28 protein-coding genes are annotated in these 25,118 nt (G+C 68.6%); 14 read left to right on the top strand and 14 right to left on the bottom strand.

From position 1 onward, the window contains the following. The first annotated feature begins 26 nt into the window (after window positions 1-26). Window positions 27-1,403: a methyl-accepting chemotaxis protein gene (locus ABEG18_RS06980; protein ID WP_406857360.1), complete on the top strand. Its 1,377-nt coding sequence runs from the start codon at window positions 27-29 to the stop codon at window positions 1,401-1,403. A 137-nt stretch (window positions 1,404-1,540) separates the two neighbouring features. Here ABEG18_RS06980 and ABEG18_RS06975 read toward each other — a convergent pair whose 3' ends face one another. The 4 genes from ABEG18_RS06975 to ABEG18_RS06960 form a co-directional block, all read right to left on the bottom strand. Continuing rightward, on the bottom strand, window positions 1,541-1,759 hold the full coding sequence (locus tag ABEG18_RS06975; RefSeq protein ID WP_406857359.1) for a hypothetical protein: 219 nt from the start codon (window positions 1,757-1,759) through the stop codon (window positions 1,541-1,543). A 252-nt stretch (window positions 1,760-2,011) separates the two neighbouring features. Beyond that, the gene (locus ABEG18_RS06970; RefSeq protein ID WP_406857358.1) at window positions 2,012-2,263 is read right to left on the bottom strand and encodes a hypothetical protein; all 252 of its coding nucleotides are present in this window, start codon (window positions 2,261-2,263) and stop codon (window positions 2,012-2,014) included. A 119-nt stretch (window positions 2,264-2,382) separates the two neighbouring features. Continuing rightward, the gene (locus ABEG18_RS06965) at window positions 2,383-2,880 is read right to left on the bottom strand and encodes a hypothetical protein (protein WP_406857357.1); all 498 of its coding nucleotides are present in this window, start codon (window positions 2,878-2,880) and stop codon (window positions 2,383-2,385) included. Between the two features lie 90 nt (window positions 2,881-2,970). Beyond that, window positions 2,971-4,761 carry an ATP-dependent metallopeptidase FtsH/Yme1/Tma family protein gene (locus tag ABEG18_RS06960; protein WP_406857356.1) on the bottom strand — a complete coding sequence of 597 codons (1,791 nt, stop codon included), beginning with the start codon at window positions 4,759-4,761 and terminating at the stop codon, window positions 2,971-2,973. Window positions 4,762-5,289: 528 nt separating this feature from the next. Here ABEG18_RS06960 and ABEG18_RS06955 point away from each other — a divergent pair. Both ABEG18_RS06955 and ABEG18_RS06950 read left to right on the top strand, forming a co-directional pair. After that, on the top strand, window positions 5,290-6,621 hold the full coding sequence (locus tag ABEG18_RS06955; RefSeq protein WP_406857355.1) for an MFS transporter: 1,332 nt from the start codon (window positions 5,290-5,292) through the stop codon (window positions 6,619-6,621). A gap of 89 nt (window positions 6,622-6,710) precedes the next feature. After that, entirely contained in the window at window positions 6,711-6,929 is a 219-nt protein-coding gene (locus ABEG18_RS06950; RefSeq protein WP_406857354.1) for a hypothetical protein, read from the top strand. Window positions 6,930-6,938: 9 nt separating this feature from the next. On the opposite strand, the gene ABEG18_RS06945 is transcribed toward ABEG18_RS06950, so the two are convergent. After that, the gene (locus ABEG18_RS06945) at window positions 6,939-8,147 is read right to left on the bottom strand and encodes an MFS transporter (protein WP_406857353.1); all 1,209 of its coding nucleotides are present in this window, start codon (window positions 8,145-8,147) and stop codon (window positions 6,939-6,941) included. 121 nt (window positions 8,148-8,268) lie between these two features. Continuing rightward, the gene (locus ABEG18_RS06940) at window positions 8,269-8,541 is read right to left on the bottom strand and encodes a DUF2312 domain-containing protein (protein WP_406857352.1); all 273 of its coding nucleotides are present in this window, start codon (window positions 8,539-8,541) and stop codon (window positions 8,269-8,271) included. A gap of 207 nt (window positions 8,542-8,748) precedes the next feature. On the opposite strand from ABEG18_RS06940, the gene ABEG18_RS06935 reads away from it, so the two are divergent. After that, complete coding sequence (locus ABEG18_RS06935) at window positions 8,749-8,892, top strand: hypothetical protein (protein ID WP_406857351.1); 144 nt, start codon at window positions 8,749-8,751, stop codon at window positions 8,890-8,892. Further along, window positions 8,889-9,152, top strand: a complete 264-nt coding sequence (locus ABEG18_RS06930) for a hypothetical protein (protein WP_406857350.1) — start codon at window positions 8,889-8,891, stop codon at window positions 9,150-9,152. The genes ABEG18_RS06935 and ABEG18_RS06930 overlap by 4 nt, the downstream gene beginning before the upstream one ends. On the opposite strand, the gene ABEG18_RS06925 is transcribed toward ABEG18_RS06930, so the two are convergent. Beyond that, window positions 9,153-10,571 (bottom strand): DUF1254 domain-containing protein, encoded by a 1,419-nt coding sequence (locus ABEG18_RS06925; protein ID WP_406858548.1) that lies wholly within the window; start codon window positions 10,569-10,571, stop codon window positions 9,153-9,155. A gap of 229 nt (window positions 10,572-10,800) precedes the next feature. Then, window positions 10,801-12,270, bottom strand: coding sequence for an alkaline phosphatase family protein (locus tag ABEG18_RS06920; protein ID WP_406857349.1), 1,470 nt, complete (start codon window positions 12,268-12,270; stop codon window positions 10,801-10,803). Between the two features lie 153 nt (window positions 12,271-12,423). Here ABEG18_RS06920 and ABEG18_RS06915 point away from each other — a divergent pair, with 153 nt between their 5' ends. From ABEG18_RS06915 to ABEG18_RS06905, 3 genes are all read left to right on the top strand, one after another. Next, a complete protein-coding gene (locus ABEG18_RS06915) occupies window positions 12,424-13,077 on the top strand; it encodes a trimeric intracellular cation channel family protein (protein ID WP_406857348.1) in 654 nt (217 codons plus the stop codon). Window positions 13,078-13,154: 77 nt separating this feature from the next. Next, the gene (locus tag ABEG18_RS06910) at window positions 13,155-13,460 is read left to right on the top strand and encodes a hypothetical protein (RefSeq protein WP_406857347.1); all 306 of its coding nucleotides are present in this window, start codon (window positions 13,155-13,157) and stop codon (window positions 13,458-13,460) included. A gap of 94 nt (window positions 13,461-13,554) precedes the next feature. Next, the gene (locus ABEG18_RS06905; RefSeq protein WP_406857346.1) at window positions 13,555-13,857 is read left to right on the top strand and encodes a hypothetical protein; all 303 of its coding nucleotides are present in this window, start codon (window positions 13,555-13,557) and stop codon (window positions 13,855-13,857) included. A 97-nt stretch (window positions 13,858-13,954) separates the two neighbouring features. Here ABEG18_RS06905 and ABEG18_RS06900 read toward each other — a convergent pair whose 3' ends face one another. Both ABEG18_RS06900 and ABEG18_RS06895 read right to left on the bottom strand, forming a co-directional pair. Next, window positions 13,955-14,239 (bottom strand): hypothetical protein, encoded by a 285-nt coding sequence (locus ABEG18_RS06900; RefSeq protein WP_406857345.1) that lies wholly within the window; start codon window positions 14,237-14,239, stop codon window positions 13,955-13,957. A gap of 371 nt (window positions 14,240-14,610) precedes the next feature. Further along, the gene (locus ABEG18_RS06895) at window positions 14,611-14,799 is read right to left on the bottom strand and encodes a hypothetical protein (protein ID WP_406857344.1); all 189 of its coding nucleotides are present in this window, start codon (window positions 14,797-14,799) and stop codon (window positions 14,611-14,613) included. A 185-nt stretch (window positions 14,800-14,984) separates the two neighbouring features. On the opposite strand from ABEG18_RS06895, the gene ABEG18_RS06890 reads away from it, so the two are divergent. Further along, a complete protein-coding gene (locus ABEG18_RS06890) occupies window positions 14,985-15,146 on the top strand; it encodes a hypothetical protein (protein ID WP_406857343.1) in 162 nt (53 codons plus the stop codon). 282 nt (window positions 15,147-15,428) lie between these two features. Continuing rightward, complete coding sequence (locus tag ABEG18_RS06885) at window positions 15,429-16,634, top strand: pilus assembly protein TadG-related protein (protein ID WP_406857342.1); 1,206 nt, start codon at window positions 15,429-15,431, stop codon at window positions 16,632-16,634. 164 nt (window positions 16,635-16,798) lie between these two features. On the opposite strand, the gene ABEG18_RS06880 is transcribed toward ABEG18_RS06885, so the two are convergent. Together ABEG18_RS06880 and ABEG18_RS06875 are read right to left on the bottom strand one after the other, a co-directional pair. Further along, window positions 16,799-16,996 (bottom strand): hypothetical protein, encoded by a 198-nt coding sequence (locus ABEG18_RS06880; protein ID WP_406857341.1) that lies wholly within the window; start codon window positions 16,994-16,996, stop codon window positions 16,799-16,801. 789 nt (window positions 16,997-17,785) lie between these two features. After that, the gene (locus ABEG18_RS06875; protein WP_406857340.1) at window positions 17,786-19,438 is read right to left on the bottom strand and encodes an ethylbenzene dehydrogenase-related protein; all 1,653 of its coding nucleotides are present in this window, start codon (window positions 19,436-19,438) and stop codon (window positions 17,786-17,788) included. A 324-nt stretch (window positions 19,439-19,762) separates the two neighbouring features. Between ABEG18_RS06875 and ABEG18_RS06870 the strand changes: the two genes are divergently transcribed. The 3 genes from ABEG18_RS06870 to ABEG18_RS06860 all read left to right on the top strand — a co-directional run bounded on the left by ABEG18_RS06870 (window position 19,763) and on the right by ABEG18_RS06860 (window position 21,102). Beyond that, window positions 19,763-19,948 (top strand): hypothetical protein, encoded by a 186-nt coding sequence (locus ABEG18_RS06870; protein WP_406857339.1) that lies wholly within the window; start codon window positions 19,763-19,765, stop codon window positions 19,946-19,948. A 123-nt stretch (window positions 19,949-20,071) separates the two neighbouring features. Next, a complete protein-coding gene (locus ABEG18_RS06865; protein ID WP_406857338.1) occupies window positions 20,072-20,560 on the top strand; it encodes a YqhA family protein in 489 nt (162 codons plus the stop codon). A gap of 113 nt (window positions 20,561-20,673) precedes the next feature. Beyond that, the gene (locus ABEG18_RS06860) at window positions 20,674-21,102 is read left to right on the top strand and encodes a CHRD domain-containing protein (RefSeq protein WP_406858547.1); all 429 of its coding nucleotides are present in this window, start codon (window positions 20,674-20,676) and stop codon (window positions 21,100-21,102) included. 50 nt (window positions 21,103-21,152) lie between these two features. On the opposite strand, the gene ABEG18_RS06855 is transcribed toward ABEG18_RS06860, so the two are convergent. Both ABEG18_RS06855 and ABEG18_RS06850 read right to left on the bottom strand, forming a co-directional pair. Continuing rightward, on the bottom strand, window positions 21,153-23,018 hold the full coding sequence (locus ABEG18_RS06855) for a methyl-accepting chemotaxis protein (RefSeq protein ID WP_406857337.1): 1,866 nt from the start codon (window positions 23,016-23,018) through the stop codon (window positions 21,153-21,155). A gap of 755 nt (window positions 23,019-23,773) precedes the next feature. Continuing rightward, a complete protein-coding gene (locus ABEG18_RS06850; RefSeq protein WP_406857336.1) occupies window positions 23,774-24,250 on the bottom strand; it encodes a hypothetical protein in 477 nt (158 codons plus the stop codon). A 203-nt stretch (window positions 24,251-24,453) separates the two neighbouring features. Between ABEG18_RS06850 and ABEG18_RS06845 the strand changes: the two genes are divergently transcribed. Further along, window positions 24,454-24,678 (top strand): hypothetical protein, encoded by a 225-nt coding sequence (locus tag ABEG18_RS06845; RefSeq protein ID WP_406857335.1) that lies wholly within the window; start codon window positions 24,454-24,456, stop codon window positions 24,676-24,678. Window positions 24,679-25,118: the final 440 nt, after the last annotated feature.

Here is a 25,118-nt window from a genome sequence, read left to right as displayed (position 1 = left end):
CTGTTCCGATCGGATTGGTGCTCGCCGTGGCTGCCACGAGACAGAAGAAGGACGGCGGCGCGCTTGTTGTCAACGCAAAGGGCGTCGACGGGCTGATGGCGTCCGTCGGGATCGACCAAGCGACGCTGATGAAGACTCAGGCGCTGCGCCAGGTCGCGATCGACCATGTCGAGACCGCCGCCTCAGCCTATTGCGACCACATCGACCAGAACGTGCCCGACATGGGAGCGATCGTCCGCGCGCATCGGGCGTCGATGATTGCGACCGAGCGACGGCACCTTGAGATTCTGTTCTCGGGGACGCTCGGATCCGACTATCTCGGCGCCCTCAACGAGGCCACCGCCACCGAATTCGCCGAGGCGCTGGGGGCCCGCACGCGGCTGGGCACCATCGTAAGGCTGGTGGGACCGCTGTTCGCCGAGATCAGGCGCAGCCATCGCCTCTCGCCGCGGCGGGCCGTCGACCAGTGCGAAGCGTTGATGAAGCTCCTTCTGGCCGACGCCCTCGCGGCGACCGTGACGCACCAGCGTGCGGAGCGCTGGACTCTGTCGGCGCGCAAGCAGGATCTGGAGGCGACGGCGGCCGCCCTGCAAGGGCAGATCCAGTCCCTGGCGGACGGGCTGCGCCACGCGGCGAGCGTGCTGCGGACGGCGGCGAAGGCCAGTTCGGCCGGCAGCAGGCTGGCCGGCCAACAGGCCGCCGCCGCCGAGGACGCCTCGCGGGAATGCGCCAAGCGAATCGCCGGCGCGGCGGCCGCCACGCGGGATTTCGCCCAGGCGTTACGCCGGGTGGAGGAAGAGACCCAGCAGTCGCGGGACATCGCCGAAATGGCCGTCGCGCATTCGGCGGAGGTCACGATTGGCATCGCCAAGCTCGCCGACGCCACCCGCCGGATCGATTCCATCGTGACGTCAATCCAGGAGATCGCGACCAAGACCAACCTCCTGGCCCTGAACGCGACGATCGAGGCGGCCCGGGCGGGCTCGGCCGGGCGCGGGTTCGGGGTGGTGGCCGGCGAGGTGAAGACGCTCGCCCAGCAGACCGCCAAGGCCACCGACGACATCGCCACCCAGATCGCCGCCGTGCAGAGCGCGGCGGACGACTGTGCGTCCTTCGTCGAGGCGATCACCGACACCATCGGGCGCCTGGACAGGTCCTCCGCCACCATCGCCGAGACGGTGCGGACGCAGTCGCTCACGACAGCGGCCATCGTGTCCTCCGCCCAGGACGTCGCCACGCAGGCGCAGGCGGGGCTGACCTCCACCCAGGAATCGCGGACCGCGATCCTGGCCGTCTCCGAACGGTCGGCGGACCTCGACGACGCGGCCCAGCAGGTCGAACTCGCGGCCACGCAGATCACCAATCTTGTGGATCGTTGCCTGGAAGACATCCAGGCCATCTAGCGCGAGCGCCTGGACCAGACACCGCCACGCCTGCGATGCGGCCCTCGCCGTCGGGTCGTTCACCTTCATCGGCGGCCTTGGGGTCCTGCGGGCCCTATTGCAGGGCGTAAGCGCCGTCCGTCTCACGTCGAAGCGCGTCAGGACGCCGGAGCCAGCGCGCCTTGCGCGGCTTCGAGCGTCGAGCGGGCCCAGGTGACGGAGCTGGAATCGGCGCGCATGACGCTCACCTGCGCGCTGGCGCTCAGGGCGAGGGACACGATGCGCTGGACATCCGCGGCGGTGCGGTCCGTGACGGCGACCCAGGTGTTGGCCGGAGCGGCGCGCAGCGCCCCGATCCTCTCCATCTGAGCGGCCACGTAAGTCTCGGTGATTCGGTCGTCGGGAGTTATACTGATGAGTGCTGTCGCCACTGTGGTTGTTCCGCGTTGAAGACATGCGAAATTAACCATGCCGGACGACGCGTCACTGGGCCGAGTGAAGTTATTCAAGCTATCCACAGGCCGAGCCGAAAGTTTTCGCCGCCGAGGATTCCGCTTGCATCAGCGCGGGCTTTGCTTTCGCGCGGGCGTCCTGCTCGGCCAGCGCAGATCCCCTGGATCAGTCGAAGGTCAGTGGACCCCGTCCCAGGTCTGCTCGTTGGCCAAGGCGGCCTCTTCCAGCTCGTGCTCGACCTTCGCGCGCAAGACCAGAATCTGCGTGGTGAGCCACTCGCCGCGCTCGACCAGGCTCATGCTGGCCCATTCCTCGTCAGACGCGGCGATGCCGGCCGACACCAGTTCGGACCGGAACGCGTCGAACAGCTGGCCTTCCCGGCCTGGCACCGTCACGAGCCTGAGGGGCGATTCAGATTGAGCGTCCACGACTTCGCCCTCTTAGCTTGAGCTAAGCGTTTCTGCTTCAATTGCGGTGACCCGTCAAGCTTATGCTGATGCGTCACTTAGCAGACCGTTAAGTTCAGTCTGTGCAACTGACGCCGCAGCTAATTGGACGCCGTCGCCTCTGGCCGCGACTTGCATTCCTTCACCACGCCGTCGAATCCCCGATAAGTCTTGGTCTGGGGATTGTAGCTCTTGTAGTTGGCGCAGCCCAGCGACCCACGCCCGCCGGACGGCGCAATGGCCGTCTGAGCCTCCGCGGCTGGCGCCGGGATCTCCGCGCTGGCCATCTCGGGCTGCGCCTCAGGCGCGGGAGCGGGACGCGCGGCGACGGTCGGGGCCGACATCTGGGGCCCGATGGTCGGGACGGCCGGCGGAAGCTGCAGGGGCTTGCCGGTCTGCAGCGCCGGCTGCACCAGGACGTTGCGCGGGCCCGAGCGGGCGGCGTCAGGCGCGTTCGCCGAGGGGGCGGCGGCCGGAGCGGCTGCGGTGATCGGCTGAGGCCTGGGCGCGGGGGCCGAGGGAGCCCGAGCGTCGAGAGCCCGGAAACCGACGACGAGAACAATCCCGAACGCCAAGGGGGTCAGCAAGAAACGCAGCATCAGCGACTCCTCTATCGCGCGTGTTGTCTCATAGGGCGCCGATCGCGGAAAACATAGCTCCGCCGCTGCGGCCTACGGGGCGGCGGCGGTTCAGGCCACCCTCTGGGGCGCCTGCGTCCCCTCGCCCGGCCTTGGCTCGCCGCAGATCTCGGCGACCTCCTGGGCGTTGAGCGTCTCCCGCTCGAGCAGCGCTTCGCACAGCCGGTCCAGCAGGTCCCGCCGGTCCTCGACGATGGCCCGGGCGGCCCTGTAGGCGTCCGCCACGATGTTACGGACCTCCTCGCGGGCGAAGGCCGGCAGTTCTCCGGCGGCGAGCTCGACGCGCGCCATGCCGAGCTTGGGGCTCATGCCCCACTCCGCCACCATGCGGGTGGCGAGGTCGGTGGCGTGGGCGATGTCGGACGCGGCGCCGGTGGTCACCTTGTCGGGACCGAAGACCGCCTCCTCGGCGGCGCGGCCGCCCATGGCGACGACGAGATCGGCGCGCAACCTGTCGAGCGGCACGCAGATGCGGTCCCTCTCCGGCAGGCGCAGCACCATGCCGAGCGCGCCGCCATGGGGCACGATCGTGGCCGATTGAACCCGATCCGCCGCCGGCAGCAGCGTCGCGCACAGGGCGTGGCCCGCCTCGTGGACGGCCACGAGACGCCTCTCCTCATCGTCCAGCACCAGGCTGCGCCGCTCCAGGCCCATCAGCAGCTTCTTGCGCGCGCCTTCGAAATGGGCGGCGGTGACGAGGCTGGCGCCCTCGCGCGCCGCCAACACGGCGGCCTCGTTGACCAGATTGGCGAGGTCCGCCCCGGAGAAGCCCGGCGTCCCCCGCGCGATGGTCAGGAGGTCGACATCGGCCGCGAAGGGCTTGTGGGCCGAATGGACGGCCAGGATCGCCTCGCGCCCGGCGATGAGCGGCAGCCCGACATGGACCTGCCGGTCGAACCGGCCCGGCCGCAGCAGCGCCGGATCGAGCACGTCCACCCGGTTGGTCGCGCCGACCACGATGACCCCGGTCGAGGCCTCGAAGCCGTCCATCTCCACCAGCAGCTGATTGAGCGTGGTGTCGTATTCGCGGTCCGCGGCCGAGGCCCCCGCCCCGCGCTTCTTGCCGATGGAATCGAGCTCGTCGATGAACAGGATGCAGGGCGCGCGGCGGCGAGCCTCCCGGAACAGGCGCGCGACGCGGTTCTTCGACATGCCGACGAGCGCGGCGGAGAACTCGCTTCCCGCGACCGCCATGAAGGCGACGCCCGCCTCCCCGGCGAGGGCGCGGGCGAGCAGGGTCTTGCCGGTCCCGGGCGGGCCGACGAGCAGGACGCCATGGGGCGGGCGGGCGCCGACCCGCGCGAAGGCGGCCGGGTCCTTGAGGAAGGTGACGATCTCGGCCACTTCGGCCTTCGGCTCGTCCTGCCCGGCGACGTCGCTGAAGCGGCTCGGGACCGACTTGACGACGGCGGGCCAGGACAGCCGGCCGCGCAGGTCGAGTTGCAGCGCCATCACGACCGCGACAGCGCCCATCAGGAGAGCGGAGGCGACCGCGCCGAGCACGCCGAGCAGGTCGCCATCGTGGCGGGTGAGGTCCACATCCACGCCGGCGCCGGCCAGACGATCCAGGAAGGCCGAATCCAGAAGGCCGGTGGGCAGCCGGACGAAGGCCGTCGCCCCGCTCTTCTCCACCACCGAGAGGCCCCCGTCGCTGACCGAGACCTTGGCCAGCGCACCGTCCGCCATGGCGCGCGAGAAGCTCGAATAGGACATCTCGGCCGGCTGGGTCCGGAGCGACCAGGCGGCGGCTCCGGCGAGGGCGAGGGCGGCCAAGAGCACGGCGGCCAGCGTGCGCGCATGGCGATGAACGCGCCTGCGCAGAACAGTGAGGGATCGGATCAAGATGCGTCCAGGTCCATGCGTCGGGGGGCGCGACCCGCGTTCATCCCGCGGCTCGCGTGGCGACAGCAAAAACCATGTCACATCGGGAGAGGCTAGTCCGGCTCATTACGAAGGCGAAAGGACGCAGCCCCAGCGCAGAAAACGCCGATGCGGCGAGGCCTCTCCGGGGCGGAGGCCCCGGAGCCGGGCCCGCGGCCACGCCCTCAGCGCAGTCCAAAGAACGCCAACACGGCGAGAACCACCACGACCAGCCCGACGAGATAGATGATGTTGTTCATGTCGTCCTCCTTCACGCCCCGAAGCTGAAACATTCTCGATGACGGTTTGGTTCAACCCGGCGGCAGGCAGGCGCGAGCATCGGAGCGCCCGGCGCGGGTCCCACCCAAATACGGACGTCTTTCCAAGGGGCGCTTGCAGTCGCGCCCCGGCTGGCCCACCCTCCGCGCCGAAACCGATCGCGACCCGGCCGGGCGCTTTCGCCCTCCTTCCCAGGCGGCCCTCGCCGCAGCTCCTCAGAAAGCGCATCCCGTGGACCAGACCGCCGCAGCCGACTCCGCCACGATCGACGGCCTCCTCGACCGGGCCGGGACCGGGCCGTTCCAGGCGCGCCTCCTGGGCATTTTCGGATTGGTCTGGGCGGCGGACGCCATGCAGGTGCTGGCTGTCGGCATCACCGCGCCGAGCGTGGCGGCCTCCTTCGGGCTGACGATCCCGGCCGCCCTGCAGGCCGGGACGGCGTTTTTCCTCGGCATGTTCATCGGCGCGCCGGCCTTCGGCGCCCTGGCGGACAGGATCGGGCGCCGCAACGTCCTGATCGCGACCGTCGGCCTCGACGCCGTGGCGGGGCTGTTCACGGCCTTCGCGCCCAGCTTCGCGGCGCTGGTCGTCCTGCGCTTCGTGACCGGGCTCGCCGTCGGCGGCACGCTTCCGGTCGACTACGCCATGATGGCGGAGGTCCTCCCGGCCAAGAGGCGCGGCCGATGGCTCGTCGGCCTGGAGGGCTTCTGGGCCATCGGCACCGTCGCGGTGGCCTTGGCGGCGTGGGCGGCGACGTCGGGCGGCGCGGCCGAACCCTGGCGTTGGATCTTCGCGGCGGCGGGCCTTCCGGCGCTGATCGGCATCGGCCTGCGGTTCTGGACGCCCGAATCGCCGTTCTACCTCCTGAGGTCCGGCCGGCCCGACGAGGCCAAGGCGGTGCTCAACCGCATCCTCCTCGCCAATGGACAGCCGGCCTATTCGGGCCGGCTCGACGGCGCGGCTTCTCCACGGATCGGCTTCGCCGGCCTGTTCGCGGGCGACCACCGGCGGCGCACGATCGCCGTCCTGGCCACATGGCTCCTGGTGTCGGTGGCCTATTACGGCGTCTTCACCTGGCTTCCGGGGCGCCTGACCGGCCAGGGCTTCGGCTTCGTCAGGGGCTACGGCTTTCTGGTCCTGCTCGCGCTGGCGCAGATCCCGGGCTATGCGCTGGCGGCGGTCGGGGTCGAGGTCTGGGGCCGCCGCCCCACTCTCATCGGGTTCCTGCTCCTCAGCGCGGCGGCTTGCGTGGCCTTCGTCCTCGCCTCCGACGCGACGGCCATCGCGGCGGCTTTGCTCGTGCTGAGCTTCGCGCTTCTGGGTAGTTGGGGCGCGCTCTACGCTTACACGCCAGAGCTCTATCCCACCGCTGCCCGCGCCTCCGGCATGGGCCTCGCCGGCGCGGCGGCCCGGCTGGGCGGACTTCTGGCGCCGTCGGCGCTCGCGCCGGTGATCGCGATGGGCTTTGAGCCCGCCATGGGCGTCTTCGCCGTCCTGCTCATGGGCGCGGCGGGAGCCACCGCCATGATCCCCAGCGAGACGCGCGGGACGCCGCTGGCCTGAACGGGCGGCGCCCGCGCGCCCGCCATCCGGACCGGGAACTCTGGACCGTCGCCCTCGTTGCTTTGCGGAGCAACCAGAGGAGACGTTCCATGCGGATGAGCTTGTTTGCGGCGCTGTCGGCGGCCGCGCTTTTGGCGGTTCCGTCCGCCGCCCATGCGGTCAAGCGCTCCACCGTGGTCGGCGCGGGCGCAGGCGCGGTCGCCGGGGGCGCGGTGGCGGGACCGGCCGGTGCGGTCGCGGGCGGCGTCGTCGGCGGCTATGCGGGATCGCGCTATCACCGGCACCGGCGCGCCGTTCACCACCGCTGAGCGCGGCCGTCAGGCCATTCGGGACGAACCGCTCCTGGGCAGGAACCACGCCAGCAGGCCCACCGCCGGCAGGAACGCGCAGATCCGGTAGACCGCGTCGATGCCGACGCGGTCGGCCACCTCGCCCAGGATGGCGGCCGCCAGGCCGCCGAGGCCGAAGCTCAGGCCGTAGAACAGGCCGCCGATGAGCCCGACGCGGCCGGGCGCCAGATCCATGGCGTAGATCAGGATGCTGGCGAAGGCGCTCGACATGATCAGGTTGATGACGACGGTGAGGACGCCCGTCCAGAACAAATCGGCATAGGGCAGCATGAGCGCAAAGGGCAGCGCGCCCAGGATCGAGAACCAGATCACCCGGTTGCGGCCCACCCTGTCGCCGATCATTCCTCCGCCCAGCGCGCCGGCCGCCGCGGACGCCAGAAACAGGAACAGCATCAGCTGCGAGGTCTGGACGGTCACGCCGAAACGGTCGATCAGATAGAACGTATAGAAGGACGAGAAGCTGGAAGTGTAGGCGTTCTTGGAGAAGAGCAGCACGACCAGGATGGTCATGGCCCAGAGGATGCGCCCCCGCGAGAGCGCCGGCTGCAGGAGGGGCGCCGAGCTTTTGGCCGCCGCCGGCCGCGCCTTGCGGCTCTGCTCATGGCGCTGCGTCGTCCACACCATCAGGCCCATGGCGACGAGGGCCGCGACCGAGAACCAGGCGATGCTCCCCTGCCCTCGCGGCACGATGACGAAGGCCGCCAGCAGCGGGCCCAGCGCGCTGCCAGTCTGGCCTCCGACCTGGAAGATGCCCTGCGCGAGCCCGTGCTGTCCGCCGGAGGCCGTGCGGGCCATGCGGGTCGCTTCGGGGTGGAAGATCGACGATCCGAGCCCGACGCAGGCGGCGGCCGCCAAGAGATGCGGATAGCTCCCCGCGAAGGCGAGCCCGATCAGGCCCACCAGCGTGAACCCCATGCCCACCACCATTGAATGAGGCATGGGACGCCGGTCCGTATAGTGTCCCACCAGCGGCTGGAACAGGGACGCGGTGATCTGGAAAGTCAGCGTGATCAGGCCGATCTGGCCGAAGTCGAGGTGATAGGCGGCCTTGATGATCGGGTACACGGCCGGAATCAACGACTGGATCAGGTCATTGAGCAGGTGCGTGGCGCTAAGCGCAACCAGCACGGGTAGAACGGCGCGATGAGAGACGGCGGGCTGGCTTGCGGCGGTCACGATTCGGCTTTTCGGAAAGGACCGGCTGCCGGCTGGCGCCCGGTGGGAGGACACGGCCCTTCAGCCATATCCTCTCCGGCGCGCCGAGAAAAGCGCTCGCGTGCTGGAACGCGTTCGTCGGTCAGGCGGCCTTGCCGACCGGCTGGGGCTCGGCCGCGTCCATCGCGCGCATATAGGTGTCGAGCAGGGAATCGCGCTCGTCGCGCTCTTCCTGGTCCTGCTTCCTGAGCTTGATGATCTCCTTCAAGATCTTGACGTCGAAGCCTTCCCCCTTCGCCTCCGAGAAGACTTCCTTCTTGGCCTCATTCAGCTCCTGCAATTCGGTGTCGAGCTGCTCGATGCGCTCGACGAACGAGCGGATGCGCGCGCCGGGAACGCCGATCGTGTCTGTCATGGTGTCCTCCTCCTGAAGCTGATCGACTCAAATTGGTCAGGAGACGTCACCAGTCTGTTAACCGGCCAGGGCCGGCTGCGGGTCGGAAAGGGACGGTCTAGATCGTCCCGACAGCTTGCGCGGCCCGCGCGCTAATCGGTACCATCGCGCATCGGCCCGACAGTCGACCAACCGCATGCCCTGCCCTCTCACCCCGGAGGCGGTGCGATGATCAAGCCTGTCCTGGCCGTCATCCTGCTTTGGCCCGTCATCCTCGCTGTCGCCTCGGCGAGCTTCCTCTATTCGCGATGGGCGGCGAACACGTCCGGCGAGATCGTGCTGGAGGAGTCGCCGTTCTGCCCTTTTTCGTGATCCGCACCGCGCGCGGCCACACGCTGGCGGTGGTGGAGCGGGAGGACGTGGCCTTGCTGGGCGGATACCAGGCGACTGGAAGGCTGCATGCGCCTGGACGGACCGTCCTGATGGTGGAGGGTCACGGGGCCGTCCCGGTGTTCATCGAGCGCAGCGGCGCGCCCCTCGAACAAGCCATCGCGGCTTTCGAGGAGCGCTGCCCAGACGCCAGCACTCCGCTGACGATCCTGAAATCCGCGCCGGTCCGCCCGGGGAGCTGATCAGTCGGTCGCCAGCGCGGGAGCGGCGCCCACCCGCGTGACGGGAGGCGGGTTCCATCTGCCGGTCAGCGCGTCCGCGGCCGGAGCGTAGAGCCGCATCGTCAGGGAGAACGGGCCCTTGGGCGCAGGAAGCCAGTTCGCCTCCTTGTCCTTGCCCGGGTTCTCGCTCTGGACGAGGAGGTCGAGGGAGCCGTCGGGATTGGTCCGGAACGGCATCCAGCTGCTCAGCGCGAACCGGTTCAGCGGATTGGCGACCTGAAAGCCCTGGTCGTCATACAGCGTGACGGACCAGAACGCCTGGACGGGGGGCATGTCGGCCCGATCGAAATGCAGCGTATAGGCGCTGTCGCCCCGCAAGGGCTGGCCGTGGGCGTCGGCCAGGTTGAGCGGATAGATCGCGTCCTCCGGCAAGTTCGCCCCGAGCCCTTGCTGGCTGACGATGGCGCGTTTGAGGTAGTAGTTGCCGTAGACGCCCATCGTGTCCGTGTTCATCGACCAGCCGTTGACGACGCGGGCCAGCGTGCGGATCTTCCAGGTCATCAGGGCTTGTGCGTCGCGCGGCGCCGTCTCCAGGGCCTTCTGCACCGCCGGCGCCACCGCCTTCGGGTCGAAACTGCGGCCCGCCTCGAAGCCGATCCGCTTCATCCGGGCGACGATCGGCTGGTCCGTGGCGTGAGCCGGATGCAGCTTCATCAGTTCGGCGCCGTAGGCGAAGTAAGCCGGCCCAGGCATCGTGTCGACCTGGATCTTCGGCGGCGTCTTCATGTCGACCTTGGGATCGATCGGCGCCGCGGCCGTCTTGCGCTCCTTGCCCCATTCGGAGAGCAGCCGGACGTCGTATCCGTCCTGGATCTTGTGGACGGCCTCATAGTCGGCCGGGCCGTCGGTCTTCGTGCGGCCGATGATCCAGACATACGGGGTCGGCGCATCGATCCGCTGGGTTCCGGCCGGCAGCTTCCATTCGTCGAAGCGGTCCCGAACGTCGGGGCGCCAGCCCGGCGCGGCGATCAGATAGGTCGCCGGCGCGGTCCCGGTCGTGCGCCAGCCCGGAGAGGCGAAGACATCGGTCCACATGTCGAGCATCGGCAACAGGTAGTAGCGCCCGTTGGTGTCCGGGGCGGAGAGGACCACGGGCTCCTTGGTGAGGTCGACCCAGGCGCTCGAATACAGCGTGTCGAAGTTCGGGCGGACCACGACCCTCATGTCGGCCGGCGGGAAGGTGAGCACGTTGTTGAAGCGGTTCATCGGCCCGCCGATCGCGCCGGGCTTGGCCTCGACATTGGTGAGCTGGCGCCGGGTCAGGTCCATGGTCAGCAGCGGATAGAGATAGAGATACGCCTCCACCGCGATCTCGCGCGCCTCGGCTTCGGTGACCGGTTCGGCGGCGCGGGCGGGCTGGAGCGTGGCGGACGCCGCCATCGCGAGCGCGCCGACGACGGACGCGAAGGATCGCCCGGACGTCCCGGACAGGGAGGCTCTCGAACGCGTCTTCGGCATCGGCGGCTCCTTCCGCTGGCGGCGAGGCCAAGACGGCCCCGCCGATCAGGCCGAAGCATAGCGCCCGGCGGCGGTCGGATTCTTGATGCGGATCAGCTTCGGGCCGACAGTCCGTCAGATCGTTGGAACCGCGGGCTCACGCCCGACGATGTCAACGGTTGAAGTCGAAGGCCTTCGCGAGGCTTTCCACTGCGCCGTAGCGGGCGCTGGGCAGCGGGTCGAGCCGGTGGCGCTCCCCGATGAGCTTCAGGATCGAGGTCGTGTCGTAGGAGGTGTGATCCACCTGCCCTTTCTGGGCGAAAGGCGACACCACGATGGTCGGCACCCGCGTCCCAGGCCCGAAGAAGTCGGCCTTGGAGCCTGCCGCCGGCCCCTGCGGCGGCGCGACGTGGTCGAAGAACCCGCCATTCTCGTCATAGGTGATCACGACGGCGAAGCTGTCCTTCATGGGGCTGTCTTCCATGAGGCGGACGATGCGGGCCACCTCCTGGTCGGCGGGGACCAGGTTGGCGTAGCCCGGATGCTGGTTGAGCACGCCGATGGGCTTGTAGAAGGTCACGGGCGGGAGCGCGCCGGACTTGATGTCGGCCTCCAGGGTCGAGGCGTCCCGCAGATGCTCGGTGCGTTCGTCGCGCCCCTTTTGGGTGGTCGGGTCGAACCTCGCGAAATAAGCGAAGGGCTGATGATGCCACTGGAAGGACTGGCTCTGGAGCAGCTTGTCCTCCTCGGGCGTGCGGTCCGACTTGGCGGCGACGGACCAGCCGCCGGAGTACCAGGCCCAGGGCACGCCCTTCTCAGTCAGGCGATCGCCGATGGTCACGGCGCGCTGGGGCGGCAGCACGTTCTCGCCCTGCCGGCCGTTGTTGAGGAAAATCGACTGGGTGGTGTTGACGGCGTAGTCGCCGTCGCTCTTGGCCGTGACACGGCGCTCGGCGACGACGCGGCCCTCCTCGTCGACCTGCGAGCGCTGGCTGTTGGGGGGATCGGGCCAGGATGGGGCGCAGGAGCAGACCAGCCAGATATGGTTGAGGAAGGATCCGCCGAACGCGCCCATGAAGAAGTTGTCGAGCAGCGTATGGTCGCGGGCGAGGCGCCAGATGGCGGTGTCCTTCATGTCGGCCGAGCCGTAATAGCTCATCGACAGCGCCTTGGCGTCCGAATAGGCCGCGAAGAGGTCGTTCTTGCCTCCATGGATCTGGGTGCGATTGGTGTAGAAGGCGTGGATCAGGTCGCGCGTATGGGCGGCCGCCGTGACGCCGGGGCGCACCCCGACGGCCGGAAAGGGCCGGTTGGGCAGGCCCTCCAGGCTCGCCACGGCGCGTAGCTCCGGCGGGTTCTCAGGCCGGTCGAACGGCTTGGCGATCGACGGTAGGGTCTCGAAGGGCTTGCCGTCGCGGTCACGCTGGGTCGCGGCGTCGCCGGCCTGGGAGAGACCGTTGGCGCCGGGGAACTCCCCGAAAAGATTGTCGAAGCTGCGGTTCTCCAGATAGAGCACGACGATGTGCGAGAGCCTGTCGACGCCCTTGGCGAAGCGTGACGCGCCGTCCTGGGCCATGCCGGGCGAGGCCGCCAAAAGCGAAGTCCCCAGCAACAAGGCCTTGAATGCACTGGCGCGGCTCATGGCGTGCTCCTTCCCGAATTCTTTCGATTTCTGTTTTGCAGCAGCAAAGCCTTGCCGGAGCGCGTTTGCAAGCGATCCGATCGCGCTTTCACGGTTGCCTGCGCGTCGCGAGATGGCCCAAGTGACGCTTTCGCCGCAGGAGCCAGTCCCCGCATGACCTTCAACACGGCCGCCGCAGTCCTGGACTGGTTGGGCGTGATCGTCTTCGCCATCTCGGGCGCGCTCGTCGGCTCGCGCAAGCAGATGGACATCGTCGGCTTCGCCCTGATGGGCACCGTCACGGGCGTCGGAGGCGGCTCGATCCGGGACGTCCTGCTGGGGAAATCGCCCGTGTTCTGGGTGCAGGAGCCGGCCTATCTGATCGTGTGCGTCCTGGTGTCGGCCTCGGTCTTCTTCGCGGCGCACCTGCCGCAGTCGCGCTACAGGCTGCTGCTCTGGTTCGATGCGGTCGGGCTCGCGCTTTTCGCCGTGACGGGGGCGGAGCGCGCCATGCTGGCGGGGGCCGGCGCCACCGCGGCCGTCGTCATGGGGGTGATCACCGCGACCTTTGGCGGCGTGATCCGCGATGTGCTCGGCGCCGAGATGCCGGTCGTGCTCAGCCGCGAAGTCTATGTCACGGCGGCGCTGTGCGGGGCCGCGCTGTTCGTGGCCCTGTCGCTGGCGGGGCTGCCGCGGGAGATTTCGGTCTTGCTCGGGTTCGGCGCCGGGCTCCTGGTGCGCGGAGCCGCGCTGCATTGGGGCTGGTCGCTGCCGCGCTACCGTGGGCGGCCCGGGCGCACGCTGGAGGAGATCGAGCAGCTGGATTGAAGCGGTCGGCGCAGCGGGCGCATTTTCGTCCCAAACACCCCGTTTCATGCCGCGTTCAAAACGTCCAAGGGGGGACCATGTCTGCTGATCCGCACACGTCCATGGCGCAGCGCCTCCTGAGGCTCCGGCCCGGGCTCGGCGGGGAGAAGCTGGAGCCGAACACGGCCCAGCCGCGTCGCAGGCGCTATGCGCCCGACATCGAGACGGGCCCGCTGGTGGCCGGAGCGATGGTGATCGGCGTGCCCCTGCTGGTCTGGCTGGCGCTGATCCTCGGCTCGGACGGGGTCCGCAATCTGGGCGCGACCTCCTTCGGAGTCCTGGTCTTCGTGCTGTTCGCGTGGGGTTTCATCTATGAGGTCAACCGGTTGAGCCGTCTGCCCTGAGAGGCCACGATTTGATCGAAAGCGCAGCACGGCTTAGGATGCCTGCAGATGCGGCATGTTCCTTCCCCCAAGGGAACCTGATCCGATGCGATACTTGATCCTGCTCGCCGCCGCTGCGCTGGCCCTTCCGGCGACGGCGCAGGCCCGTCCCGTGTGCGGCCCCACCGAATTTTATCGGCCGAGCCAAAACGCGTGCGCCAGCAAGGCGGCGAACGCGGCCCTCTATCGGCAGCATGGCGTGCGGGCGCCCCAGCATGAGCGCCGCGCCGTCGCCACGGCGGCTGGCGCGCTCGCGGTCGGTTCCCTCACCGGACCGGCCCCCGCAAAACAGGCGGCCAAGACAGTCGTGATCTGCATGACCGAAGAATGTGTGCAGCAGCAGGAACAGAGCGAGTGAGGGCGGCCCTGCCTGCGGCTCCCCTCGCCGCTCCGTTCCGCCCGGGACGCGACGCGAGGAGTGCCCGGCGCGCAGGGCTCTGGCGCTGACGCGGAGATTACGGCCTGCGGGTCTTGTCGATCGTGCCGGTCGTCATCTTGTGGCCCGGCGCATAGCCGGACGCGCCGGGCTCGCCCTTGACGCTGCCCTTGGCCTGCATCTTGTGGCCCGGCGCGTAGCCGGACGCGCCGGAGGTTCCCCTCACGGAGCCCTTGTCCTGCATCATTTGGCCAGGCGCGGCGCCGGACGCGCCGGGTCCCTTCGAGGTTTGGGCGGAACTGACCGACGCGGTCGCGAGGGCGAGGCCGGCCACCGCTGCGGCCGCTGCGATGACTTTGATCATGACGTCCTCCAGGGTTGAAGATCGGGAGGAAAACGTCTGCGGCGTTGGCCAGTTCCGAGGCGCGGCAAGCGCTTAACGGTCTGAAAACCTTAACAGACCGCAGCGCGCAACGGTTCGGTCGGGCCAGGGTTGTCGGCGCATGTCGAAACCGCCCGCACCGCGACCGACCCCCACGTCCCTGCAGCTCCTCTGGAGGGAGGTCTTCGGCGATGCGAGCCCGCCCGCGCCCGAGCCTCTCGTGCTGCATGTGTCACGGGGGCTCCTGAGGATGTCGCCCCTGGGCGAATTGCGGGCGTCCCGCCCCGGGTCGCCCTGGCCAGCCGCAAGGCGGGCGTCGAGCTGACGCGAGGTGGGCCTCGCGCCGGGAGCCGTCAATCGATCTCCAGAACCCGGATCACGTCCAGGATGGCGGTGAGATACTCGGCCTTCGATCGCGGCGACAACCGATCCCACAGCGCGTCGGACAGACCGAAGCCGTAACGGGCCACGATCTCCAGCCGCATCTCGTCGAAGGCGCGGTCCTCCTGGCCCTTGGCGGTGGTGATGGTCGCTGCAGTCAAGGTCGAGCCTTTCTCAGGTCCGGTGGATAAGACGCCACTTCGTGAGCCGATTCGGGCGAGGACGAGGCTGAACCTTGGCCTTCCGCGCCGAGATCTCGCAAAGCCACGCCGGTTTTCTTCCCACCGGCCGAATCCGCGTCCGGCGGTGTGCTATGGAAGCGTCCGAGACCACGAAAGGACCCACCATGAGCAAGACGCCGAAGTCGAGCGCCCAGGGCGACTCTGAAGCGATGCGGATCTATGAGCGGATGAAGGAAGAGGAGCAGCGCAAGGCGGAGGCCAAGGAGAAGGCCAAGGCGGGAAAGAAGGTGACGCTGCCGCGCCTCAAATTCATGGACGACAAATAGCGTCCCCCGCCCGGGCCGCGGGGCCCGGCGCGCCGCTGCAGGATCGATCTCCGGAGGCGTCGCCCGAGCACGCCCACGACGCCTCCGGGCGGCGCCAGACCTGGCCAGAAACACATCATGCGTCAATCCGAAGCAGATCCTGACTTATTTGGCGGATTATTCGCATTTCATTCATCTCAAACCGCCCAGATATGGTTAGCCCACGTTTACGTTCAGTTTCCTTTCACCTTTGTGGTCATTTTCGTTTGACGCATTCTCTCCGGGCAAACCGGAGGAAGCGCCGTGAAACTCCTGTCTTCATTCATCCATGATACTTCTGCGTCCAGCGCGGTCGTGTTTTCGGTCGCGCTTCTTCCCATAACTGTGGCGGCTGGCGGCGCAGTCGACTTGACGCGCGCCTATACGACCCAGACCCTTTTGCAGACCCAGACCGACTCGGCCGCCCTGAAGGTGGCGCTGATGGGTCCCCTGGTCACGTCGGACCAGCGTCTGGCAGCGGCGCGGTCGCTGTTCGCCGACGGGCGCACCAGCGCCGCCGACGTGGCGGTGACATGGGACGGGCTGACGACCACCGTGACGGCCTCGGCGCAGACGCCCACCACTCTTCTGAACGTGGCGGGCATGAAATCCATCCCAACCAAGGCCAAGGCGTCGGCCGAGACGGTCCGGTCCGGGCCGGTCGCCTGCATCCTGGCGTTGAACCCCACGGCCAACGACGCCATCCTCATCGCCGGGTCGGCGTCGCTGGTCGCCGAGGGCTGCGCGCTCTACAGCAACTCCAGCAGCCCCAGCGCCATCTCGGTGCAGGGCTCCGCCGTGGTCCAGGCCCTGGGCTTCTGCAGCGTGGGCGGGTTCTCCGGCCCGGCGAACACGACGCCCATGCCGCTGACGGGCTGCTCGAGCGTGACGGACCCGTTCGCCAACCTGCAGCGCCCCTCCAGCAGCGGATGCAGCTACAATAATCTCCAGGTTCAGCCGAGCCAGACCAAGAGCCTGACGCCCGGGACGTTCTGCGGCGGGCTCACCATCAAGGGCACGGCGACGCTGGATCCGGGCGTCTACATCGTCAAGGACGGGCCACTGTCGATCGCCAGCCAGGCCAATGTCTCCGGAACGGGCGTGACTTTCCTGCTGACGGGATCGGGAGCAAGCTTCTCCATCAGCGCCGGAGGCGCGATCAGCCTCACCGCGCCGAGCAGCGGGACCTATTCGGGGATGCTGATCATGCAGGACAAGGCGTCGAACGTCGGAGCCGGCGACACCCTGAACGGCGGGGGCAACATGACCCTGACCGGCGCGATCTATCTGCCGACCCAGACCCTGACCATCAATGGAGGCAGCGGCTTTGGCCAGACCAGCACCTTCATGCCGATCATCGCCGACCAGGTGAAGTTCGCCGGCAGCACGACCGCGCGCGCCGACCTTCAGACCATGCGCACCTCCCAGCCGCTCGCACAGGTGCAAAACGGCGCAAGGCTGACGCAATGAAGGGAGGGCCGCCGGCGGCAGGACGGCGCCGCGCGCGGCGCGCCGGCGTCGCGGTCCCTGTCAGCCACCGTGCACGGGACGGAGCGCAGAGATGACGGCGCGCCGGCTTAGTCCGCGCGCTGCGACCGGAGCCGATTGGGCGCCGATGGAGGGGCCCAGAACGCTCAAATAGATTTCGCATCCAGTGCGGTCAGCGACCTGACGCGGCGCAGAACGCCTGCGTCGTTGGGATGGACCATTCGGCGCGACCGTCCCAGTTCCGCGTCGAGGGCGCGCCGCAGCCCGACCCAGGACGGGTGGCCATAGGACCGCATCGCGCGCCTGATCGCGTCGGCCTTCGCTTCCAGATCCTCTTCGGCCACGCCAGCCCCGCGGCGTCGGCCTTCGTCATCTTATCGCGCGAGGGTTGAGGCCGGGAGGCGCGAGCGTCTTCGGCCAGGGTCATGACGAGCGCGCCCAGATCCGCGAACTGGGTCGAAAGCACGTAGAGAACGCCGGCCATCGCGTTCGCCTGCTCCTTCTCCATGACCAACCTCTCTGGTCGGGCTTCAAGGACACTGAAAGATGGAAAGGCGGCGACTCGTCGCCATGTCAGGCGGCGACTGTAGAACGTCAATATACCGTCAGGTCTAGCCTGAGGGCGGCACGCATTCAGATGAAAATGGGACGGCTGCTCCGGTCGCGATGTTTGGCCGCGCGCCGACGCCGTCGTGACGAGGCCAGCCGCCATGGTTCACGAGCAGGTCGTGATAAGGCTCAGGCTCCGCTTCATTCTTGCCGTCATAGGTGAAGCGGGAATTCGGGAACGCCGCTCTTTGGGCCGCGGCCTTCAGCGCCCCCCACCCCGACGCCCGCCAGGAAAGCCGCCGCAAGATAAAGGCCGGTGTTCAGCGTGTTCGATGGCGAGCTCTTTGAACTGAACATGGATCGGCCGCCGGCGTCGCCAGGCCAGGATGATTGTCGTTCCTCCGCTTTGTTCCGAGGTCGTTGATGGCAAGCTGGAGAGGCAGTTCAGCGCGCCGTGACAGGCAGAGCGACAGGCAGCGGCGGCCCCAGGTCGCGGCGGGGCCGGCGCCGAATCTTGACGTGTCGGACGGCGGCTTCGCCGAAAGGCTGGCCGAAGCCTCCTGAGCGCCGCCTCCGACCCTGGTTCAACGAGTCTTAGACTCGACGATCAGCTTGACGGGCCGAATGTGCCGCGTGTGCCGCGTCTGCGTGTGATCGAAGACCGTGACCCACATATACAAGGGCCTGCCCGGCTCGAACGACTGGTCATACGGGGAGTCGGAGGCGAGCTTGCGGGACACCTCCAGCGTCCAGTGTCCATCCGCCCACTTCGCGCCGGCCGTCAGGTCGCCCCTGTCGCCCTCGTTCCCGCCGGACAGGATCACGCCCGGCAGGATCGCGCCGACCGGGATCTTCGCGTCGGCCTCGGCCGAATAGGGCTCGCTCTCGTCCTCCCACATCCAGCGGACCGCGGCCTCGGGGTCACTGGAGTCCGGATTCTTGATGTCGACCGGGCCCATCGCCGCCTGGAACGCCTTCAGGTCCTTGGGCAGTCGCTTGGGCGTGATCGGGCCCTTGTAGCCGCCCGGTCCCTCGAAGGGGAAGTTGTAGCTGTAGATGCCCTTGCCCGGATCGGGCCAGTAGCCGCCCTGGTAGCGGGCGCGGCGCGCCGCCTCGTCGGGAGTCGGATCCTTGGGCGGTCCGATATACATGTCGTCCATTAAACCGAGAAGGCCGCCGCGGGACGACTTCCACTGCCACATGTCGATGAGGCTGCCGTCCGTCGTGTAGTGGAGGCCGCGATCGTTCAGGGAGGGCGGCTTCCCCGGGACGGGGTGCGGACCCAGATGGGTGACGCCCCCCGCTCCCATGTCGTCGCGCGGCGCGAAGATCACGGCGAACTTGTCCTCGTAGAAGTCCGCAACATCGGCCGACCCTGCATCGGCTCCCACCAGATGCCAGCCGTCTTGGCGCTTTTCGACCGGCAGGCGACGCAGCGAGCGCGTCGGGTCTTCCCAGCGGAACGCGAAGTAGATCCGGTCCGCCGTCCGAACGGCGCGGATGTCGACGACCGACTCGCCGGTCCCGCCGAGATTGGCGCCCTGCATGGTCCGGACCGACACCGGCCGGACGGCGCGCCAAGCCGGGTCGTCGAGCGCCCCGTCGAGCCGGGGGGCTTCGGCCACCAGCGGAACGCGCAGCATATCGCGCGTCCCCCAGTCCAGCGCCACTGCGCCGGCGGCGACGAGCACGCCCGCCGCCGTCCCGGCGAGCAAGGGCGTCCGGCCCGCCTTGAGGTGGGACGGCAGCGGCGCGGGCCTGAACAGGCGCAGCAGCTGCGCCAGCCCGCCATACATGTAGTGGGTGAAGACGTGCACCACGAAATAAGCCAGCATCGCCAGGGCCAGGACGGAGTGGACCTGGACCACCCCGCCGCCGACGCCGACATAGAGCGCCGCGCCCGTGGCGCCGAGCGCGAGCAAGGCGGCGTAGACGGCCCAGTGCAGGACCACGTTGACGCCCTGCCACTTCAGGCGGGAAGAGCTCGGCATGGCGAGCACGCGCACGCGGCCCGGAGCGATGCGGGCCGCCAGCCGGGCGCGCGCCATGTAGACCGCGTAGGCCGAGGCCGCGAGGATGAGGATCACGCCGGCGGTGAAGTGCGCCGTCCACACCTCGCCCTGCGGGAGCGCCGGCGCCAGGAACTTCGACACCACCGCGGACCGGGCGTCCGAGGCGATCCGCAGACCCGTGAGCAGGCTCGCCAGGACAGCCGCGACGGTCAGCCAGTGCAGCACGATCGTGCCGGTGTCCGAACGAGGCGGCGCCGCCTTTGTACCTCGTGTCGAGTGAGTAGGAGAGTTCGCCCCGCTCCGCTCCGAGACGTCTCGAAATTCAACCATCATGGCTCTTCCTCAACCAGCAAGAGCCAGTCAGCTTTCACTCAGGTCGGTTAATTTTTGGTGCGGAAGCCCGTCGTTTATCGCTTGGGACTTTGTTGCGCGGTTCGCCACGAGTACATTGCCGATGAACGCGCCGTGTTGGGAGAGGATGCATGCACGCGACGGCTCTGCTTGTGGTCTGGGCTCCCCAGGAGGACATCACCACTCACGAGTTGGCGCTTGCGACTCCGCTCCTGCATGAAGGGGGTCCAGGGCGTGGTTTGGGACGACATGCCGCTGTTCTCTGACCTGCCCGCGGCCGTGCTCCGGCACTTCAGGGCGAGCCAGGCCAGCGGCGCCCAGCGCCAGGCGCTCCCGTTCCCGCAAGACCTGCTGCATCGGATTGCGGAAGCCCGGCAGTCCTAAACCCGTTCTTAAGGCGTAATCGTCAGCGCTCATCCGGCCTGCGAAGCTTCAAGGCTCGGCCGTTAGGGACTCTGAAGCGGGTTTGCCCCAGGGTGAACAGTCACCCGGTCTCAAGGACCCGCCATGCTCCGAGCCGTTCTCTCCCTGCGCTATGTGATGCTCCTGGCCAGCCTCGGCGCGGCCTTCGGGGCGCTCCTGATGTTCTGGGAGGCGATCGTGAAGCTCGCCAGCGGCTTCCACGCCATCGCGCTGGGCCATGACAACGCTCAGCCGCCCATCAGCGCCGTCATGGGCGCCACCGACGCCTTCCTGTTCGGCGTCGTGCTCGTGATCTTCGCCTACGGAATCGCGATCGGTTTCGTGTTCGACCTGCCGGGGGGCGTGCGGGCGCGCCTGCCCCGGTGGATGCGGATCGAGGAGATCGGCGAGCTCAAGCGGGCGCTGATCGAGGTGATCATCGTCTACCTCGCCGTGGACTTCGTCACCGACATCGCGGAAAGCGAAAGCCATGCGTCCTGGGAGAACCTCGTCCTGCCGCTGTGCATCTTCCTGTTGGCCGGAGCGCTCAGCCTGATGAGCCGCTCGCATGCTCCCCAGCATCGGCAGGACTGACCTGCCCGCGCCGGCCGCCCCTGCCCTCCTGCGTCCGTCCCCGAAGCGCGCACGACCGGAACGAACGAATAAGCGGCAAGTTGACAGCCCGGGGGGCGCCCGAGGACGTGACCATGGTTGCCGACCGACACCACCCGCTTGCGCTACTTGGCCTCTTCGCCTTTGGCCTGTTCGCCGGACCCGCCGCGGCCGAGAGCGTGCCATGGACGGCGTCGCTGTCGAGCAAGGATGTCGTCCCCCCGACCAACAGCGCCGGCAAGGGCCAGCTCGACGCCGTCTACGACACCGTCAGCAAAGAGTTCAAATGGACCCTCACCTACTCGGGATTGAGCGGGCCCGTGACCAGCGTGAACTTCCATGGTCCGGCCGAACAGGGCAAGGAGGGTCCGATCCTGTTTCCCGCGGGGCCCGCGACGGCAAGCCCGATCAAAGGCTCCCTGCAGCTCTCGATCCCCCAGGCCGACGCCCTCAAGCGCGGCGTCTATGTCGAGATCCAGACATCGAAGTTCCCCGGCGGCGAGATCCGCGGCGAACTTAAATAGACCCAAGCGACCCGAGCCGCCGCGGGCGGCTCGGCGCGAGCGCGCCCCGGTCAGCGCATCTTCGCCGGCTCGGGGCAGCGCATAGCGGCTGTGAAGCGATCGAGCTGAGCCAGCACTTCGCCCAATTGAGCGCCGTGATCCTGCGCCGCGGCCGCGACCCTCGCGGCGGTGTCGGTGGCCTGTCCGACGCACTGATCGGAGCGGGAGATGAGGTCCGCCACGGCGGCGGCGTGGGTTGCGGACCGCTCCACGCCCGTCTTCCACTCCAGCGCGAAAGCCGCCTGCTGCTCCGACGTATCGGCCAGAGCGGCGGCGATGGCGCGCATCTCGGCCGACAGCGCGCCGACGCTGCCGATCGTCTGGCCTGAATCGGCGACCCCGCGCTGGATCGCGCCGATCAGCGTTTCGATGTCGCTGGTCGCCATGGCGGTCTGGCTGGCGAGATGCTTGACCTCGGCGGCCACGACCGCGAAGCCCCTGCCCGCCTCTCCCGCGCGGGCCGCCTCGATGGTCGCGTTCAGGGCCAGCAGATTGATCTGCGCGGCGACGGCCTGGATGACGCCGACGATGCGGCCGATCCGGGACGAGGCGTCGGTCAACGCGGCGACTTCGTCCTGCGCAGAGCCGACATGCGCGAGGTTCTGCGCGGCGATCGCGGCGGCGTGTCTGGCGTCCGCGGCCATCGCCTGCACGACGCGCAGCATGGAGGCCGCGCCGCCCGCCAAGCCGACCGCGTCCCTGGACGCGGTCGCGGCGGCGGAGCGCACCATGGTGGTGGCCACGGCGGCCTCATGGGAGGTGGCGACCAGCGTATCCGTCTCGCCCTGCATGGCGGCGGAGGATGCTGTCAGGTTGCGCAGCGCGGCGCCGATGCCGCATTCGAGCTCGCCGACCGTCTCCAGCATGGATTGGCGCCGGGCGGCCTCCACCGCCAGCGTGGCGCCGACCCGATCGGTGACGTCGACGACCATGCCGTCCCAGACGATCTCGCCGCCGCCGCCGCGATGCGGAACCGCCTCCCAGCGCAGCCAATGAACTTCGCCATCGCTGCCCGCACAACGGGCCTGAAGGGTGGCCGGCGCCAGCGTCGCGGCCGAGTCGCGCAAAACGCGCCGAAACGCCGCCAGGTCGTCGGGGTGGACCAGGCGCATCATCCTGTCCAGGTCGCCGGTCATGCGGCCCAGGTCCACCTCCAGCAGCGTCGCCATCGCAGGAGACACATGGCTGAAACGGACGGAGCCCGACGCGCTCTGGGTGAAGCGAAAGACGGCGCCGTTCAGCCGGCCGATCACGGCCTGCAGGCGCCGATCGCTTTCCAGCGCGGCGCGAAGAGCGCGCAGGCGGTCCCGATCCCACAGCAACAACTCGCCCACGACTAGAACGACCACGCAGTTGGCGAGGCTGGCGACCCCGAGGACCTTCACCAAAGCGGGCGTCCAACCGGCGGCATGGGTGGGGATGACGGTGATCCCTCCGGCCGTGGCGAGGGCGGCGGCCGCTCCGAGCGCCGCCAGGTCAGTCCGGTTGAGGGAGCGGACGCGCCAGGCTTCGTGCGCGGACGACAGGATGACGGCGAGCGCGATGCTGACGAGGCCCGGCGCGACTCCGCCTCCGCCGATTCCGACCCGGGTCAGGGCCGCGATCGCGCCAGCGATCAGCGCCCCGCGCCACCCGGCGACGGCGCCGGCGAGGATGATCACCGCGTTGCGCGCGTCGAAGATCAGGCCGTCGGCGACGTGAACGGGCTCCAGCATGCTCAGGGAGGCGGCCGCGCCGAACACCAGACCGAATCCGACCCGACGCAACTTGTGGTCAGGCGACAGCGCCGCCCCGATCTGCCCGAAGGCGAGAACGCTGAAGATCAGGATGACGGCGTTCTGGACGAAGGGCAGAAACAGATGAGTATCGGTTTGCACAGGACGGCTCTCGGTGACGCGCTACTGTGTCGCTTGGGTCTTAACAATCGCTGGCTGCAAAGACGCCATTTGGCGGCGCGGCGGGCCATCCGTCCCGGGAGTGACGGCGCTGACGACACGTCTGATCGAGCAACGCGCCCCAGGCGATGGGTCCGTTTTGCAATCCATCCTATGTCCATGTGACGGGCGGGGGGCTTGGCCGACAGCTCGCCCCGGGCGCTTCGTCAAGCCCCTTGATCGAGCTGCTCACGATGGATCCGCTGGCGTCGCCGGCGGCAAGTCGCGGCGGACGCCCCGGTCGGCCCTGGCGGACCGGCGGGGGGATCCGTGGCCAAGCACCTGTCCGGCGACAATGCCACACGCTGAGTCGGACTGGCGGCGACCACAGACGAGCGGCGACGACATTCAGCTCGGCCTGGCGACGACGCCGGTGCCGACGGCTGAGACGCCGATCCTCACGCGCAGGCCGCCAGCGTCCCCTCCCCGACGGGTCATGCGAGCCAAACACCCCCAAGATACTTCGACCGATGCACGACTCCTTGCATCGACGCGATTAACGGTTCCGGCGCATGCCCGGGCAGCCGAATAATGTTGTCCATCATCGAATGTGAAATCGGGGCGGCCAAATCGTCGGGCGCCGGCGGCTGCCGGTTTTTGCGGGGAGCCGCGCCCCGACCGAGCTAAGCCGTCATCTCAGCCTGTTCCGCCGGCTGGAGGGGTTCGGGCCGGGCGCGAGGAGGCCCGCTGGTCCTCGCTCAGGACGGCGGCTCGTTCTGCGGGGGCTTTTTAGGAGCTCGCGACGGCTTGGGCGGAGCCGGCCGGTTGGCGAACCACCAATGCGGCCGCCCCTGATAGCGGATATTCACGAAGGCGGAGGACTGCGACAGGCTGGACGACACGGAATTCATGGAGGTCGGCACGCCGGCCTGCCTCAGCCTGCGGATGATCTCGCGCGTGCTCAACGGACCATGCTGGTCCAGCAAGGTTCGGACGGCCAGGCGCAGGCCTGGCGACCGGTGTTCCTTGCGGGCGCCGCCCGGCAACTCTTCGACGGACTGGATGGCCTGCTCCAGCGCGACATAGATGCGAAAATCCGCCACATCGCGCAGCAGCTTCTCGCGCAGCTCGTCGCGCAAGGCGCGCAGCACACTCAGCGGCTCTTTCGCCCTCGCCGGCTCTGGGTCAAAAATCTGAAGCGTCGGCTTGGCATCGCCTTTGTCGTTGGACTGCATCTCTCCGCCTGAGCATTGGATCTTGTTTAGCGAAACCTTACACGGGTCGAGTGAACTTCAGAAGCTGAAGCGCCTTTTCGATCGCAGTTATTGGCTAATGTGCTTAACATTGGACGTTTTACTCAATTTTTCGGCATTCGCCCGGCAGCAAGGCGGAGGGCTCGCGGCCGGCTTCTTGCAACCTCAAAGCCTGGAACAGCGCGGTGTTCCAGAGTGAGGCGATGCAGGGCCCAATGCCAGAGATGGACACAGAGTTCGACAGGATGAGCGATGAGGCGCTGATGCTTGACATCGTGGAGGCTCTCGCGGAGGCGCACCGACGCGGCCTCACCGAGGTCGGCGCGGCACTGGATGCGACGTCAAAGGGGCGTGAGCGTGTCGAAGCGGGGCGCCTGGCCCGCGCGTCGCCGGCCGGCGACCTGCACTGAGCGCCGCGGCGCCGGCGAGCCATGATAGATGGGCGGCTGATGCGGAGGCTTCCCGATGGGCGGCCGGAGGGCCGATCCTGGCCTGATCGGCTGTCCGCAGCAGTCACCCCTGAAGGAGTTGGACCTGCGCCTGTTCAGCCCGATGGCGCTGGATCACAGGGATTTAGAGACGATCATCCAGAGGCTCAGCCCATCAACTGACCGCTGTCCGCGCCTTCGCTGGGGCGTGCGGGGACTCCAGGCGGCAACGACCGGGCTGGAACCCAGGCCCTTCACGATCGTCTGGGGTCCCGGCAAGAGGTCCTGGATCGGCCAGGGCGTCAGCACGAAGCGGCCGTCTGGTCCTGTCTTCCAGACCAGATCGCACGCACCGAACGTTGATGCGGGACCTCAAACCACCGTCCACCAGTTCGTCGTGCGGCTCGGGAGCTTCAGCGGCT

It is taken from the genome of Alsobacter sp. KACC 23698 (genome assembly GCF_045348435.1).
In the GTDB taxonomy this organism is placed as follows: domain Bacteria; phylum Pseudomonadota; class Alphaproteobacteria; order Rhizobiales; family Beijerinckiaceae; genus Alsobacter.
This window is presented reverse-complemented; position numbering and strand designations above follow the sequence as displayed.

Bases quoted from the DNA above. Each gene is read 5' to 3' on its own strand.
- ABEG18_RS06915 (WP_406857348.1), top strand. From the start codon at position 12,424: ATGACCTTCAACACGGCCGCCGCAGTCCTGGACTGGTTGGGCGTGATC.
- ABEG18_RS06940 (WP_406857352.1), bottom strand. From the start codon at position 8,541: ATGACAGACACGATCGGCGTTCCCGGCGCGCGCATCCGCTCGTTCGTC.
- ABEG18_RS06890 (WP_406857343.1), top strand. From the start codon at position 14,985: ATGAGCAAGACGCCGAAGTCGAGCGCCCAGGGCGACTCTGAAGCGATG.
- ABEG18_RS06850 (WP_406857336.1), bottom strand. From the start codon at position 24,250: ATGCAGTCCAACGACAAAGGCGATGCCAAGCCGACGCTTCAGATTTTT.
- ABEG18_RS06910 (WP_406857347.1), top strand. From the start codon at position 13,155: ATGTCTGCTGATCCGCACACGTCCATGGCGCAGCGCCTCCTGAGGCTC.
- ABEG18_RS06865 (WP_406857338.1), top strand. From the start codon at position 20,072: ATGCTCCGAGCCGTTCTCTCCCTGCGCTATGTGATGCTCCTGGCCAGC.
- ABEG18_RS06900 (WP_406857345.1), bottom strand. From the start codon at position 14,239: ATGATCAAAGTCATCGCAGCGGCCGCAGCGGTGGCCGGCCTCGCCCTC.
- ABEG18_RS06935 (WP_406857351.1), top strand. From the start codon at position 8,749: ATGATCAAGCCTGTCCTGGCCGTCATCCTGCTTTGGCCCGTCATCCTC.
- ABEG18_RS06925 (WP_406858548.1), bottom strand. From the start codon at position 10,571: ATGGCGGCGTCCGCCACGCTCCAGCCCGCCCGCGCCGCCGAACCGGTC.
- ABEG18_RS06860 (WP_406858547.1), top strand. From the start codon at position 20,674: ATGGTTGCCGACCGACACCACCCGCTTGCGCTACTTGGCCTCTTCGCC.
- ABEG18_RS06920 (WP_406857349.1), bottom strand. From the start codon at position 12,270: ATGAGCCGCGCCAGTGCATTCAAGGCCTTGTTGCTGGGGACTTCGCTT.
- ABEG18_RS06950 (WP_406857354.1), top strand. From the start codon at position 6,711: ATGCGGATGAGCTTGTTTGCGGCGCTGTCGGCGGCCGCGCTTTTGGCG.
- ABEG18_RS06965 (WP_406857357.1), bottom strand. From the start codon at position 2,880: ATGCTGCGTTTCTTGCTGACCCCCTTGGCGTTCGGGATTGTTCTCGTC.